A 15166-nucleotide genomic window follows, 5' to 3' on the forward strand; every position below is an offset into this window, starting at 1 on the left:
ATTGTCGCTTTCTGCGACCATGGACTTCCTCATCATTCGGCCCTGAAGGCTGCGGCGACGCCGCTGTTTGCAATTGGATGGGGCGCTATGCCGCCTCCAGGATGAAATCGGCGCATCGATCGCCCAGCATCATCGCCGGCGCGGCCGTGTTGCCGGCATTGATGTTCGGACAGGCCGACATGTCGGCAACCCGCAGATTGTCCACCCCGCGCACGCGCATCGCCGCGTCCAGCACCGCCATCCGGTCGCTGTCCGAGCCCATTCGGCACGTGCCGGCCGGATGGTAGTTGGTCTTGACGAAGCGTTTGCAATGTTTTGCCAGCGCCTCATCGCTGAGATCATCCTGACTTGGCACGGCAATGGCCTTGACCCGATCGCCGAGCGGCTTGGTCTGGAACGCCTGCAGGAAATAACGCTGACCCGAGATCATCTCCCGCATGTCGTCTGGATGCTTGAGCAGATTGGGCGAAACGACCGGCATGTCCTTCGGGTCCGCCGACCGCAGCCTCACAAAACCACGCGACTTAGGCTTCACCACAACCGTCGTGACGGTAAGCCCATAGGTGTTCTCGACGAGGGTGAGGATATCGCGATCCAGATAGACGTGCGGAACGCAGAAGGCCTGGATCGTTGGTTCACCGTGCGGATCGGCCGGGTTGACGAAGGCGCCGGCCTCGACTCCGGCCGAGAGGATCGTGCCGGTGCCGAAGAGCTTGAAATGGAGGCCATTCCTGATCATCCGCCAGCCTTGGCCTTGCCTGAAATAACCGTAAGGGCCGTTTGCCGTGGCGATGATCGGGACCTCCGGATGGTCGACCAGATTTTCGCCGACCCCTGGCAGGTCGGCGGCGCAAGCAATGCCATACCTGGCAAGCGCGTCGGCAGGGCCGATGCCCGACAGCATGAGCAGTTTCGGCGAGATGAGGGCGCCGGACGAGACAATCACGTCGGCATCCGCATAACTGGTACGCTCGGCGCCCGATGCGTCGGAGTAAACGACGCCCGTGACCCGCCCGTTTTCGATCAGCAGCCGACTGACAGTGCAATTGAGTTTCAGCGTCAGCTTAGGATCATTCGTCAGAGGCTCGATGAAAGCGTAGGCGGCGCTGCTTCGCTTTCCGCGCCGGTTCATGAACTGGTAGAAGCCGACGCCGCGCTGCGACGGGCCGTTGAAATCATGGTTGTACGGGAGTCCCAGTCCTTGGACCGCCTGGACGAACCATCGCGAAACATCATCGATGTGGCCGGGATCCGAGACCAGCAGCGGACCTTCGCTGCCATGCAGTTCGCCGCCGAGCCGATTGTTTCCCTCCATCCCGGTGAAGTGCGGCAGCACCGCCTGCCAGTTCCAGCGTACGCCGGCATTGTTGCCGCGCAGCATCTCGTCCCACTCGTCGTAATCAGCCGAGCGGCCTCTCATATAGACCTGGGCGTTGACCGAGGTGCCGCCACCCAGCACGTTGCCTTGCGAGATTTCATGGACGCGGCCGTCTAGGTGGGCTTGCGGCTCTGTGCGGTGATAGCGCATGAATTTCGAGCCGTTGATCATCTTGAAGATGCCGGGAGGCATGTCGAGCAGGGGGTGATGGTGGGAATGGCCGGCCTCCAGCAACAGGGTTCGCCTCCCTGCTTTGACCAGCCTTGCCGCCGCGACGCATCCGGCTGCCCCGCCGCCCACCACGATATGGTCAAAGGACTGCGTCATGCCTCAGGCGCCTCACGGCTTTCGAATGTACCGCGCACATACTCCCAGGCCGCCGAAAGGTGGTTGAGCAGCGCCCGCTCGGCGCCATCGGGATCGCGCTCGATGATGGCCATGCAGATTTCCCGGTGGCTGAGGAAATTCACGCGGTTCCGTTCGGGCGATCGGGGCATGCGCATCCACTGCGGCGAAAGCCACGCGGTGAATGCCTTGTGCACCACAGGCAGCACCGGGTTTCGGGCGATATCGTAAAGCGCGGCATGAAAAGCCACGTCGGTTGCGTAGAAATTCTGCGAGTCCGGAATAGCCGCCTCGTTCATGGCCAGGGCGGCCCCGAGTGCTGCGATGTCTTCCTTGCGGGCATGGATGGCCGCGTTGCGTGCCAGGGACGCCTCGAGGAAGACGCGCACGTCATAGAGGTTCTTCACGCCTGCCTGGTCGCTCAGCAGATGGCCGACAATGCCCTCAAGCGCGCCGAGCGCGGCATCCAGGCCCGGCCTGCGCGCAACTGGCCTGAAGCGTGGACGGGCTTCCACCAAGCCGCGGCTGGCCAGGCGCGCAATCGCCTCACGCACAACGCCCCGGCCCACGCCATACGCGATCATAAGTTCGCGCTCGGCCGGCAGGTAGCTGCCGTCGCCAATCCGTCCGGACGTGATGTCGGCCTCGATTCCAGCCACCATCGCGTCGGCCGCCCGGGCGGCGAGAATTGCCGCGGGCATCTCAGGACGGTCTCCCAATTCCAGCAAGCTTTCATCCTCCCAGCGGTGACCCATTAAAAAGTAAATCGGACCAAAGCACAAGCGCGTTGACTGTTTTGTCGGACCAAATCGGAGGCCATGGTCCACCAGTTCTCTGGAAAGCCGCAGCTTATGTGGATGAAATGAGCAGAGTGGTTGCCAGTTGGCAAGCTTGGTGCAATTATGGTCCGACGAAAAGCTCGATGGAAGCAGCATGAACGGCACCGAGATCAAGGAGGTCGAGACCCGGCTATTCCGGGTCCCGCTGCGTGAGGTGATGACCGATGCCAAGCACGGCGCGCACACACATTTCGAGCTGGTGACCGTCACGTTGAGGCTTGCCGATGGCAGCGAGGGCACCGGATACACCTACACCGGCGGCAAGGGCGGCTATGCTATCAAGGCAATGATCGAGCACGACCTGGCGCCCTTCCTGCGGGGACGCGACGCGACCGGGATCGAGACGCTCTATGACGGCATGCTCTGGCACATCCACTATGTCGGACGAGGTGGCGTCGCATCCTTCGCGATATCGGCGGTCGACATTGCGTTGTGGGATATCAAGGGTCGGCGCAGTGGCCTGCCGCTGTGGCAGATGGCTGGTGCGGCAGGGAAGACCGCCAAGGCCTATCGGGGCGGCATCGACCTAAACTTAACCCTCGATCAGCTCCTGGCCAGCATCGATTCTTATATAAAGGCCGGCTTCACGGCGGTGAAGATCAAAGTCGGCAAGGACGACCTTGCGGAGGATGTGGCCCGGGTGAAGGCAGTCCGCGAGCGCATTGGGCCCGATACCATCTTTATGGTTGACGCCAACTATGCGCTGACCGTCCCGCGAGCGATCGAGGCAGCGAGAGCATTCGCGCCCTACGATCTGCTGTGGTTCGAGGAGCCCATCATACCCGACGATTATGAAGGTTACGCCAGCATTGCCAAGGCAACTGGGATGCCCCTGGCCATGGGAGAAAACCTGCATGTCATCGAGGAGTTCGAGCATGCCTTTGCATGGTCGAAGCTCGGCTACATCCAACCTGACGCCTCCAACTGCGGCGGTGTCACAGGCTGGCTGCGCGTGGCAGCGCTCTCACGCAGGGCTGGCATTCCGGTCTGCAGTCACGGAATGCAGGAACTTCATGTCAGCCTCGTTGCAGGCCAGACAAATGCCGGCTGGGTAGAGGCGCATAGTTTCGATATTGACCAATACACCGCTGAGCCGCTTAGACTTCAGAATGGTTTGGCGCTTGCACCCGACGGACCTGGCGTGGGCGTTGTCTTCGATTGGCAGAAACTGGCGGCGTTCACGACTAGCGCCCCCTGAATGAGCGCCAGTTCTGAACTTGATGAACGAGATGATGGTCCTGCGGGAGTGGAATCGGAATTGCGAACGGAGCAGTGCTGGGTCTCCAGGCGGTAATCACCGACCTGTTACACCGGCGTCGCTGATGGCTGATTTCCAGCCCCTGAGCGCAGTCTGGTGAGCCCTGAATGGACTCGCTCAATCTCAGCGCGCCCGGGCAATGCCGGGGAGGGCGTCTGCGTCCGGTGGCAAGGCCTCTCTCGGGGCTGGCTGTTCTGCTGCAGGCGACGGTGGTGGACCCGGTTCGGCCCGTTCCTCGGCGATCAGCCGGGCGCCGCGTTCATAGGTGAGATAGCGCCACAGCCATTGGATCGAGACCTGGACTCGGTGTTGAAAACCGACGAGCAGGTAAACATGGATGATCGCCCAAGCGGACCAGGCGAACCAGCCTTTCAATTTCAGCCTGCCGGACTCGAACACGGCAGCATGGCGGCCGACGATCGCCGTGTTGCCTCGATTTCTGAAGACAAAAGCCGGGAGATCCTCGCCAGTATCTGTCCGGCGTGCCAGGGCCTTGCCGAGGTGCTCGCCCTGCTGCTTGGCCACCTGGGCAAGACCCGGCAGTGGCTGGCCGTTCTCGTCGAGGAACAGCGCGACATCGCCAAGCGCGAAGATGTCGGAACGGCCCATTACCTGCAGGTCGGATCCGACCTTCACCCGGCCGCCGCGGTCTAGCCCGACACCAAGCTGGGCCGCCAGCGGCGAAGCCGCCACTCCGGCGGCCCAGAGCGTCAAGGCTACCGGGATGACCTTGCCGCCGACGGTGATCTTCTGTGCTTCGATGGCCTCGACGCGACTGTCGAGCGCGACGTCGACGCCCAGGCTTTCGAGGCGCAGACGTGCATATTCGGAAAGCTCCGGAGCGAAGCCGGCGAGCAGACGGTTGCCGGCTTCGACAAGTATGATCTTTGTCTTCTCTGGCCGGATGTTGCGGAAGTCGCGTGCCAGCGTGTGCCGGCTGAGTTCTGCGATGGAGCCCGCCAGTTCCACGCCGGTCGGGCCGCCGCCGATGATGGCGATCGTCATCAGCCGTGATTGCTCGACTGGATCGGTTGTCCGTTCCGCATGCTCAAACGACAGCAGCAGCCGTGACCGTATCGTGCGGGCGTCCTCGATGCTCTTCAAGCCCGGACAAACCCGAGCCCAGCTCTCCTGGCTGAAGTAGAATGGCTGCGAGCCCGTTGCCAAGACCAGCAGGTCATAGGGAACCGTGGTCCCATCGGCCAGAACCAGTATCCTGGCCTCGGTGTCGATCTTGGCGACATTGCCGAAGAGGACCTGAACAGAGGGATAGCGGCCCAGTATCTTGCGGATTGGCTCGGCGATGTCAGGCGCCGACAAGGCGGCTGTTGCAACCTGATATAGCAGGGGCTGGAACAGGTGGTGATTGTGGCGGTCGATGATCGTGACCCCGATCTCCGCCCCGCCGAGCGCCTTGGCTACCTCCAGACCGGCAAACCCTCCGCCGACCACCACGATGCGGGGTATCATACTTCTGCTGTGGCTACCCTCGATGTTCCGTTGGATGGCGCGTTGCATGATTGCTACTCCCCAGTCCGGTTCCGCAGGTCATAAGCTTGAAGGAATGCCTCGTTGCTGGATGGGACGACTGACATCCCAGCTCGAAAGACGATGACGGAAGTGGCGGCACCGTTGAAGAGCGGGCCAGCACCCGCAGCCAGTCCTGCAAGCAGGACGATGCTGGTCAGAGCCGCCGAGGCACCTGCCGGTCCACCGCGGTTGGGCAGCACCAGCACCAACAGCAGCGGCACGATTCCGAAGATGACCAGCCACCAAATATCCCAGGCGAGCGGCATGTCGCTGTTCATCTTGATCCGATGCAGGCCGAGCAGCCAATGGAACACAATGGCGTCCACCAGATGCCAGACGCCGAACCCGATGAAGGCCAGCCGAAGGATCTCGGTCGTCGTTACGGCCCGCCTGCCTGCTGCCCTCGCCGCCACCAGCAGCACCGTGCCGGCAACGGCGAACACGTACATGAACAAGTGGAAGAGGCCGTCGGCCATGATCTGGAAGCGCAGGTCGGAACCCGCCGGGTCGGCGAGGCCCGAGAGAAGATGATGCCATTGCAGAATCTGGTGCAGGACGATGCCGTCGAAGAAACCGCCCAGCGCGAAGCCGAGCAGAAGCCAGCCGACTCTCGTTCTCGGATCGAGTTTCGCGGTGATGGTGTCCATATCAGGACGACTCCGCCGAAACCGGAGAGCCAAGTCTGGTTAGCAGCTCCAGGTGCATCGCCCTGTCCGGCGTCGGGTCGTGGAGATCATGACGGGCCTCGATCCAGAAGGCGGTAATCAGCCCGCCGACCACTGTCGTCAGAACCAAAGTCCCAGCAATGATTGCCAGCATGGATGTCGACCCTTCAACCGCGGGCACGCCGCGCCCGACCCGAACCTTGGCTTCTGCCGTATGTTCCCTCGCGTCGGGCGTTCTGGGGAGGAACAATCAACTTACATCATGGTTCGGATGCCCTGTTGGGGGATGGCTGAAGCGGAGAACATTCATGAGTGAATATTCGGCGGCGGCTCCGAGCAGCCGCGACGACCACAAGCGCGGGGCATCACCCGCTGGCTGTTTTCGACAACATGATCTGAGGGTTCACGTGCTGAGCTCCGGCGATGCCTTCGATCTTGCGATGCGACGTCCGGCAGGGGGTCCGGGAGCCTCGCCGCGTCAAAGCTGATGCGGTGGCGCGACGACAGCAAGGAAGACACGGCCTCCGCCGCCCCCCTCGCGAAGTCGTCGAGGTGACAGACTCGTCGCGTGGGCAAACAGCCTCGTCCCAACGGGCACCAGCGCTCGATCATGCTCGGCCAACGAAGAAAAGGGGTGCCGCTTCAAGACGCAGAATGCGCGTGTCGTTGAAATGCAATCGGAGGTGAAGAAGATCATGGGCCGCGGCCGGCTGCGACGAGCAATCGAGGATCGCTTCAGTTCGGCGGCCGGAGCTCTCTTGGGATTCATCATCGATCCTGATTGGGTCTTCCCTTAGCATTTTGACTGCCTCGTCCTTGCTGAGGCCGCAGTTGTGCGCAAAGTAGGTCGCTTCAATCGCCTTTTCACGATCCGCCGTGGATTCTGTGTGCTGTTTGGGTTTTTTGCCCATCATTCTCTACCTTGCATGCCACCGAACCGTCACAGTGCTGTGTTGTTCCCATGACATCGGTTCTGCTGACCTGCCGAGGCGCGGTTGCCTGATGTGCTCGACAAACGATATCCGCAACGCGCGAATGTCGTGACTTCAATGGTTTGACAGTAAAAGAGCCCGCGCCGTGGGAGGGGCCGGCGCGGGCGATCGGGTGACCGATCTTGCAGCGCGGGTCGACCGCTGCACGCCCCGAACTGTGCTTGCGGGAATTTGTTCCAGGTGCATTGCTCCGCGTCGGCGTCGCGGGTTTATGCAGGGGATGCGCTTGGCATTTCGCTTCGGACCCCGTCCAGACCTTGGATCTGTCTCTGCAAATGTGAGTGAACGTTCACTGTAAGTAGGTGGTCACGCGTGAGTGAATGGCGAACGCGAGCGGGTGATCTGATGCTATCGCATCGTTTCCACCTGCAGTCGTATGCAGAGCCTTAGCAGTTTTTAGCCGCATTCCTGACCTCGATGAACAGGGTCGAGAAGGTGCAGTCCATCACCGAAGATGTAGTCCGTGCAGATTCGGAATGTCGCCGGTCACGAAGAATGATGTGATCTGCCGCTTACCCTCGCCGGTGTGCTTGGTGGAGCCGACCAGGCCGTCGATAAGGACAAACGAATGCGAGGGCCGGTCGCCTCACGGACAAGGTCATGATTGGCCTGGAATTCCTTCTCCTGGATCGGGATGCCTTTCAGGACCGCCAGATCGGTCTCCCGGAGCTCAGAGATTTTCTACAGCTTGCGAAGACACGTATCCAGGTCTGCCCTTTTGTCCCCAACCTCACCCCCGGACTCGGGAGGGCGTCGCAACCGGAGCGTGGCAGCAAAGGAATCCGGCGGATACCTGCCTCGGAACAGATCATCGACGATCCTGTTGGGGCAGGAAACCGAAATCATTCCAAATGTGAAGGCAGGACAACAGACGAAGGGAAACCGAAGATGTCGAAGTCTTCCGACCGCACCGTACCCGGCGAAGGCAAGATCGAAACCGGCCCGAAAACATCTCCGCAACAGGATCCGGTGGAGGGATCTCGCGAGACAATCGATCGCGAACTCGAGCGGACAGATGACGAATATAGTTCCGACGAGGCGGAACGCTCGCGCCGAGACGTGCAAAAAAAGGTGGCGGAAGAGACCGAGCTGCCGGAACGCGGCTCGGCATAAGGATTGCCGGCACGTGCCAGGCAGAGACATGGAAGGTTCCATCCGAGGCCGTATCGCTGCTTTTTCGTGCTGCCTTCAACGCACCACACAAACCCGTGCGCGGTGCGCGGCGGTGATCCCAAGACGGCCAGGCTATCTTCGATGCCAAAGCTTGATTGTCGAGACCAACCACCCATGGCGTGGTCGCCTGGCGACGCGGCCTATCGCCGATCACACCTCGCCAGCGATCTCGGCAACTCTGTCAGGCTGCGCCGGCCCCTAGCTGCGAGCGGGCGAAGTCGCGGGCTGCGGAAGTGCCTCTGGGAAAGCCGCTGCGATCGCCATAGTCGCGCGGCCTGTTCCCGCTGCGAGCGTGGCGCGCGGACACGCCCTTCGCACCGATGATGCCGAGCAATGTGATGCCGGCGACCATGGCACGCGCGAGGCCCACATTGTCGCTTGGGACTGTCATGCCGATAGGCTGTCAACAATGTCGCGATGTCCAGCCCTCGCCAGCGACCCGGCTCCACAGCCCGGCCTGCTTGTCCACTGAAAGTGAGAGTATGCCGCTGCTTATTTCCCGCGCCCCAAAAGCACGGAGCAGATCTTCCTTGCCGCTCATGCCGAGGCACCGGCAATCCGCTCGGCGCCGACCAGATCGACGACACCCAGCGCGATGCTGAACCAGGCTCGTCATCCGGCTGTTCATGCCACATCACCTGGGGAAGTCGCTCTTGTCGGTCTGTTGGGCGCAGGTCGGGCAGGCGTGAAAACGGCTATGGCGCAGCTTAGGTGGGCCAAGGTCAACGAGCCTCGTCATTGCCTTCTCGCGAGGGCCACCAACGGCGGTGCTCGGCGCGTCTGCGAGGGTCGCGCACCTCAACTCGACGACATTAACCCGGACGCGCATGCTGATCCGACTGGAGCAGGGCGAGGGACGTTGCGACCGCGACGCCATGCTCTCGATCGTTTGGAACTGCTGCGGCTGAAATCCTGAGCCCGCCACCGGCCGACTGTAGCGCGAAACGGCTGCCAAACGAGCGATGTCCGGGCCTTCAAGGCCTCTTCTATTCCGGCCAAGCCGGCCCGGAGCCCGCATTCAGTCACATCCCTTGGACTTGGGTGCAGAGTTGCTGCATCGAGGCCATTTGAGCAGCCGAGTTTGCGCCCGAACCCGTGTTGGTGCTGGCAGTCTTATCACCAGCTGTGTCCGAGGATCCCGACGTGCCGGTGGTCGTACCCGAGCCGATACTGTTGCTAGCCGTGGTGTTGCTGCCGGTCGAACCCGAGGATCCCGACGTGCCGGTGGTTGTACCCGAACCAGTGCTGTTGCTAGCCGTGCTGTTACTGCCGGTCGAACCCGAGCTGCCTGATGTGCCGGTCGTTGTGCCAGAGCCAGTGCCGTTACTGGCCGTCATTCTCGAGCAGTCGGAGCGAACCTGTGCCTGCTGTTCAGAGCTCAGCGAAGACCAGTTCCGGCGGATCTCATCCTGCGACAGAAGTCTTCCCGAATTGGCGTCTCTGAAGAATGAGCCGGAGAGCTTGCTGTCCCAACCGCTCGGGATACCGCTTTGGCCGGAGCCGGACGTAGAACTCATACCCGAACCGGCCGATGAGCCGGACGTTCCGTTTGTGCCGCTGGATGTTCCCGACGACTGTGCGAAGGCTGCGGTGGCGAGACAGAGAGAGATTGCTGTTGCTGTCAAAATCTTACGTTTCATGTGAGTCTCCATTAGTGGGCGGCGCCCTTGTGGCGTCGCCCCCTAATCCAGAGGAAAGGCACTTGTTCCTGTATAGAGCGGAATTCAATGTCATGATCCTTGTGCACCAGTCCTGGGTCTCAAATGCGATGCCGGGGCGCTTCAACCACCAGCGAACCGCAGGCAAGGGCAAGACGCCCGCGATCGTGATCGCTGGGAATGGTATCGCTTTTGCCAAGGAGAAGAAGGTGGTGGTGAGTGACGCTGCGGACCTGTGCTCTACCAAGCACTCCGCCAAGAAGCCGGTGCCAGAGCTGGACTGCAGTTCGACTGGAACGGCCAAATTGCCGGCCGGTGCAACGCCGGAAAAACCACACCTCGGATAAACACCAATCCGTGGATGGAAAAAGACTTTCAGTGAAACGCGCGCTGGCGACGCTGCCTCTCGGGGAACATTGTCGCCTGGAAACACTTCGCACTGTCACATCAGTTCAACGTTCCCCTTTGGAACTGGCCCGCTGCCGAAAGGTGGCGGGCAGTTTAGCATCAGCTTGACGGCTTGATCGCCCACCACCTTTAGCGCCGGCCCAGCCCGGCCGGTTTTTTGTACATTAGCGGAACCTGAAAACTTGGCGGCTGGTTCTCAATCGACGTCGAGCCCCCTTCGCTTCTGGTCGAGGGCCGTAACCCTCGGCCGGGCGCGCATCGCTCCGCCAGTGGTGCGGGCCCACCTCGCTCTTCAAAGTTACAGTGGCTTTTGCGTTGGGTCGGCAGCCGTAGGCTTTGTCAACAAGGCAATTTTTCGCCGCAGCGCCGTCATATGCCTTTCGACCAGGCGCACGTGCTCGGCGTCGACGGTCACCATGGCCGGAGACTGGTGGTCGCCTTGTGGCTGACGGTCACCTTGTCGCCGTCGATGCGCGTGATCGGGCCGATCAATTCCATATGCTGCCAATCCAGCCTTCGAAGCCGAATCGACACAACCGAATGCGGGAAGTAGTCGTAAGAGGGGATCGTCACGCTTGATGGGATCGGGCGTCACCCGGCCGCGCACAGTCGCCGTGACGGCGACCTCGTCGCCAACTTTGAAATTACCTCGAGCCATGTCCAAGAGACAGGAGCAGCCGGCGATGGGGTCAAAATGAGCGGAACCTAATATGCGCGGGCGCCTTATCTGCTCATGAGCACGCGCGGCGCAGACTTTCTGCACAAGTGGATTTCGAACATGTCCCTAACACGGTCGGGACTGATACAACCTCTGTTGCCGAGCTGACCCAAGAGCTCTTCGCCGATGCTAAAGCGCTCGGCATCAAAACCACTGAGATCGAGGAAGACGTGGGCAGCGCCTACGAAGCGATCCTAAACGCGGTGTTCCGCCGTAACGGTCACTTGGCAAACTGATCATGTCCGACCTAGGCCGGACGCCTTCGCAAGCGCAGATCGCAGTTGGCGCCACCATGGGGTGATTGCTGGGCACCACGGCAAGAAGCATTGTTGTTAGTCGCTTCCTCAAACGGCTCTACTGACATCCCAGATGTGAGGTTTGTTCCCGCTCATGTCTCGGTCTTTGCAAGGGTACACGTAGGGTCGGAGAGCGAAAGCGCTCTGCGTCCTGCAACCAAGAGGTACACCGCGCTCTTTGCAGCACGTGTCGAGCGTCGTCGGCGCATATGTTCATGTGTGCTCACGGAAAGCGCGCCCAGACAGACCGACCGGGCAAGGGTGGGTGCGAGGAACGCGGAAGGGAGGCGGAGCCTTGCACTCAAGAAAGACCTGCGGCACATCTCAGCAGCCAGCGATATCAAGCTCGAGCAGCATCCAATGATTGCCAGTCGGGTGCCATTAAGTACCAAATCGCGGTCGCAGTATAGCTCCAGGCCTGTGAGCTCACCGCCGCAGCAATTGTCACCAGCAGGATTAGCACCATCGTCTCGCACGTGGTTTCGGTGGCGTCGTACATTACATTGGCGGGAGTGTGAACAGACCTCAGGAAGCTCACCCTTTCGTAACTTCGCTTGACTAGGAGGAACTGTGGAAGCGTTGTCTATCCCCACCCTAGGAATGATCCTGCTCACGGCCTCGCTGGTGGCCATGATTTCGAGGCGTCTGCGGCTGCCTTACAGTGTCGGCTTGGTTGTCGCCGGCATTGCACTGAGCTTCCTCCCGGGCGTTGCCGAGCTGCCTCTCAGCCGTGATCTGATTTTCACCGTGTTCCTGCCGCCGCTGATCTTCCAGGCTGCCCTGGAGATCGAGTGGCGTCACTTCAGAGTAGATCTGCCGGTGACAGCGCTGCTTGCCTTTCCAGGGGTCGCGATCGCAGCTGCGGCAGTGGCGGTCGGCATGCATCTGCTGCTTGGGTGGAGCTGGATTGGAGCGAGCCTGTTCGGTGTGCTGATCGCCGCCACGGACCCGGTATCAGTGCTGGCGGCCTTCAAGGAAATGAAAGTGCAAGCTCGCCTCCGTCTCCTTGTCGAATCCGAAAGCCTACTCAACGACGGTGCAGCCGCGGTGGGTTTTGCAATTCTCATCTCTGTGGCTGCTGGCGCCAGCGCAACGCCGTTAGCTATAGCGTCGTCATTTGGCTGGACAGTGACGGGTGGGGTGGCCGCAGGCGCGGCTGTGGCAGCGTTAATTCTTCTTATCGCGGGGCGGACTGAAGATTACCTGGTTGAGATCACATTGACAACGATTGCCGCCTACGGCTCTTTTCTTGCCGCTGAAAAGTTCGGCATGTCGGGTGTGCTGGCGACGCTGACTGCCGGCCTGCTGGTCGGAAATGTCGGCTGGAAGGGTGCTATCTCGGCCAATGCACGAAGCCACGTGCTCGCCTTTTGGACCTATTCGGCGTTCCTGGCCAACTCCATTGTGTTCATTCTGATTGGTGGACATGAAGCCCACCAGCCGTTGGGGATCTTTTCCGCAAGCTCCTTTATTGCTGTCGTGCTCGTGCTCCTCGGCCGCGTGCTGGCCATCTATCCACTCTGTGCCCTGCTGAGGGGGACCTCACTCCAGGTCAACGTCAAGTACCAGCACATTCTGGTCTGGGGAGGACTGCGAGGATCGCTTGCACTGGCGTTGGCCCTTGCACTGCCGCAAGGGATACCCGAAAGGGGGGAAATCATCGTCACGGCGTTTGCTGTCGTGGCGTTTTCAATTTTCGTCCAGGGCCTCACTATGCCTTGGCTTATCCGAAGGATGGGGCTGACGATTAGAGACTGAGACTTGGTCGCCCCGCTCCGCCGCCGACCTAGACGCCCGACCAGTCACCGGCTAAGCAGAAGAGGGGATCGTCATGCTGATGCGATCCGGCGTCGCACGGCCACGCACCACCGCCGTGACAGCGCGCCTTCATCGCCACCTTGAAACCCCCACCCATCTCCAAGAGTCTGGAGCGGGTGGGTCCGCGTCAAGCAAGAGCTAGTAAACATCCCGCTTACAGGCGCTCAGAGCGTTCGTTCGGGATGGCATTGGTCGTCATGGCAAGACGATCTAAAACCTTGCGGGATCTTTCGTTGTTCGAAGCGTCGCTTCGATGGTCAAGTGGAGGTCATCCAACTGTGCATCTGCCCGTCGCTGAAATTCCCGCGCGAATTTGATCAGCGAGGCGTCTGGATGCTAAGGGCTCGGCGCGTTCATTTCCGAGCGACCCAGTTGACCAACTTGGGGTCTGGATTCTGCTTTCCGGTAAGTGTGGCGACCAACGACGCGGCGTGATACCGCCATTGGTCTTTCGGGATGTTGTCTTCGACCACCAGTCTCTTGAATGACCGATGTCCACTCAATGAACGCCACCTTCTCGCCTGTCATGGTCTCGATCGACTTCACAGGGGTTCTCAATCCACGCCCGCGCACCTGCGGCGTGCTTATCCAGGCGCATCAGGTTCGGCCTCTATCCGGGGCAGAGCAAATGGTTCGGAGCCGCCTTCAGCGACCCGGTCCACGCTCAGCAGGCTGCGCGCATACTCCTGCTGCGCACGAACAATGGCATCATTCTGCTGCGAGGGAAGAAAGACCGGCAAAGCAAGGCACACACTTTGTGTGGCCAACAGCTTATTCCAGTTCGCGACCAGCGCCTTGAAAGCCCGTCCAACCGCCCTTGGATTGCGGTCGAGGTCATAGAGGCCCAGCGGATTGACCCGTCCGTTGTTCTCCCGAAGCGCACTGTCCCAGTCCACCTGATCCGTCAGTGAGTACCAGGTGAAGCCTACGATGGGAATGCCGTCGTTGCGGATGCGCAGCACGTTGGCCCACTCTTTCCACAACCAATAGACGGCCTCGTCTCCATTAGGGCCTTCGCTGATGTTGGTCTCTGTATGCATGACAGGTAGCCGGTAGCGGTTGAAGTACTGCCGCGTGATCTCGTCGTAGCCAAACACCTCGCCGGACCCGGACGTCGTGCCGTCTTCCCAAACCCGATGTTCGTTGGTCTGGTAATAATCGGTGCCCATCACGCAATGCCGACGCAGATGGTTCTCCAGGAAGAAACTGTATTCTTCGGCCGTCATCCCGTTTTCGAGAAGGTAACGATAGGTGCGCGCGTCGACGTCGTGACCGTAGTTGAGATCAAGCGACAGGAAACGCTCTCTGTTGAACCGCTCCGCCCCTAAGATCGCCTCGGGAGAGTCGGCGTGGAAGTATTCCGAGGATTCGCTCTGAATAAAAATCGCGTCCGGTCGCACCTCGAGGATCGCCCGCATGGCAAGCACGTTTGCCTTCACGATGTGCTTGAGGGCGGTGACGAAGGCGGTGTCGCTGCTCAGTTGCTCGTTCCACCAACCCCAGCGGGCTGAAAAGGTGGCGCAGATGAACATCTCATTTATTGGCGTGAAGAGCTGGATCCACGGATAGCGGATCGCAAAATCCCGGGCATAGTGTTCGAATAGTCTCGGAAAGTCGGGGTTCTGGAAATTACCAACCCAGTCCGGCACGCCAAAATGGCAAAGGTCGACGATCGGGAGAACGTCCTTCGCCTTTAGGTCGGAGAAGGTCTCGTCGGCGAAAGCCCAGTCGTAACGTCTATCAGCTAGCCACGTTTTGTGAATGGGAGGTCCGTAGCGGAGGAAATGGAGCCCGAGGTCCTGGACGAGTTCGAAGTCGGTGCGCCATCGATGGTAGAAGCGACATTTTTCCAGTTCGTCGACCCGCTCCCGCCCTCCTCGAATAGTCGGTGTGCTGTTCTCGATGCCGGTGGCAAACATGAACGTGAACATTGATGGTCCTCAGCCAATGCAGACATGCCTGACTTGCTCAACGTTCAGTGCTCCACGCCGTTCCTGCAAGGTGGTTGAGGGTCGGTGATCCTGGCCTGGCCGAGGCGGTTGTCCACCGTAACCACGCACAGCGTCTTCGGCGAAGCCTTCGCCAAGT

At 60.7% G+C, this 15166-nt stretch carries 14 protein-coding genes; 6 read left to right on the top strand and 8 right to left on the bottom strand.

All coding sequences use genetic code 11. The features are described 5' to 3' along the window. Window positions 1-85: 85 nt before the first annotated feature. Window positions 86-1705, bottom strand: coding sequence for a GMC family oxidoreductase (locus tag RPF88_RS32300; protein WP_013525262.1), 1620 nt, complete (start codon window positions 1703-1705; stop codon window positions 86-88). Next, the gene (locus RPF88_RS32305) at window positions 1702-2658 is read right to left on the bottom strand and encodes an FCD domain-containing protein (protein ID WP_245265409.1); all 957 of its coding nucleotides are present in this window, start codon (window positions 2656-2658) and stop codon (window positions 1702-1704) included. Before RPF88_RS32305 ends, RPF88_RS32300 begins: the two co-directional genes overlap by 4 nt. On the opposite strand from RPF88_RS32305, the gene RPF88_RS32310 reads away from it, so the two are divergent. Then, window positions 2657-3760, top strand: coding sequence for a mandelate racemase/muconate lactonizing enzyme family protein (locus RPF88_RS32310; RefSeq protein WP_013525264.1), 1104 nt, complete (start codon window positions 2657-2659; stop codon window positions 3758-3760). The two genes, RPF88_RS32305 and RPF88_RS32310, sit on opposite strands and share 2 nt — an antisense overlap. Before the next feature lie 183 nt (window positions 3761-3943). Here RPF88_RS32310 and RPF88_RS32315 read toward each other — a convergent pair whose 3' ends face one another. From RPF88_RS32315 to RPF88_RS32330, 4 genes are all read right to left on the bottom strand, one after another. After that, window positions 3944-5338, bottom strand: a complete 1395-nt coding sequence (locus tag RPF88_RS32315; RefSeq protein WP_013525265.1) for an NAD(P)/FAD-dependent oxidoreductase — start codon at window positions 5336-5338, stop codon at window positions 3944-3946. 5 nt (window positions 5339-5343) lie between these two features. Continuing rightward, window positions 5344-5997, bottom strand: a complete 654-nt coding sequence (locus RPF88_RS32320; RefSeq protein ID WP_024505435.1) for a DUF2243 domain-containing protein — start codon at window positions 5995-5997, stop codon at window positions 5344-5346. 1 nt (window position 5998) lies between these two features. Then, the gene (locus RPF88_RS32325; RefSeq protein WP_013525040.1) at window positions 5999-6169 is read right to left on the bottom strand and encodes a hypothetical protein; all 171 of its coding nucleotides are present in this window, start codon (window positions 6167-6169) and stop codon (window positions 5999-6001) included. Window positions 6170-6623: 454 nt separating this feature from the next. After that, window positions 6624-6929, bottom strand: a complete 306-nt coding sequence (locus RPF88_RS32330; protein WP_024505434.1) for a hypothetical protein — start codon at window positions 6927-6929, stop codon at window positions 6624-6626. Between the two features lie 678 nt (window positions 6930-7607). Here RPF88_RS32330 and RPF88_RS32335 point away from each other — a divergent pair. Continuing rightward, the gene (locus tag RPF88_RS32335) at window positions 7608-8120 is read left to right on the top strand and encodes a hypothetical protein (RefSeq protein ID WP_155924996.1); all 513 of its coding nucleotides are present in this window, start codon (window positions 7608-7610) and stop codon (window positions 8118-8120) included. Window positions 8121-8361: 241 nt separating this feature from the next. Here RPF88_RS32335 and RPF88_RS32340 read toward each other — a convergent pair whose 3' ends face one another. Continuing rightward, window positions 8362-8571 (bottom strand): hypothetical protein, encoded by a 210-nt coding sequence (locus tag RPF88_RS32340; protein ID WP_245265408.1) that lies wholly within the window; start codon window positions 8569-8571, stop codon window positions 8362-8364. 752 nt (window positions 8572-9323) lie between these two features. Here RPF88_RS32340 and RPF88_RS32345 point away from each other — a divergent pair. From RPF88_RS32345 to RPF88_RS32360, 4 genes are all read left to right on the top strand, one after another. Then, window positions 9324-9824, top strand: a complete 501-nt coding sequence (locus RPF88_RS32345) for a periplasmic protein tonb (protein WP_013525268.1) — start codon at window positions 9324-9326, stop codon at window positions 9822-9824. A gap of 58 nt (window positions 9825-9882) precedes the next feature. Continuing rightward, window positions 9883-10185, top strand: coding sequence for a hypothetical protein (locus RPF88_RS32350; RefSeq protein ID WP_013525269.1), 303 nt, complete (start codon window positions 9883-9885; stop codon window positions 10183-10185). Between the two features lie 826 nt (window positions 10186-11011). After that, the gene (locus RPF88_RS32355) at window positions 11012-11200 is read left to right on the top strand and encodes a DUF768 domain-containing protein (protein ID WP_337123932.1); all 189 of its coding nucleotides are present in this window, start codon (window positions 11012-11014) and stop codon (window positions 11198-11200) included. A gap of 630 nt (window positions 11201-11830) precedes the next feature. Then, window positions 11831-13018 (top strand): cation:proton antiporter, encoded by a 1188-nt coding sequence (locus RPF88_RS32360; RefSeq protein ID WP_013525270.1) that lies wholly within the window; start codon window positions 11831-11833, stop codon window positions 13016-13018. Window positions 13019-13662: 644 nt separating this feature from the next. Here the strand turns inward: RPF88_RS32360 and RPF88_RS32365 are convergent. After that, entirely contained in the window at window positions 13663-15009 is a 1347-nt protein-coding gene (locus RPF88_RS32365; RefSeq protein WP_013525271.1) for a family 1 glycosylhydrolase, read from the bottom strand. Window positions 15010-15166: the final 157 nt, after the last annotated feature.

The sequence above is a fragment of the Mesorhizobium sp. ISC11 genome, assembly GCF_037162595.1.
Taxonomy (GTDB): Bacteria; Pseudomonadota; Alphaproteobacteria; order Rhizobiales; family Rhizobiaceae; genus Mesorhizobium; species Mesorhizobium ciceri.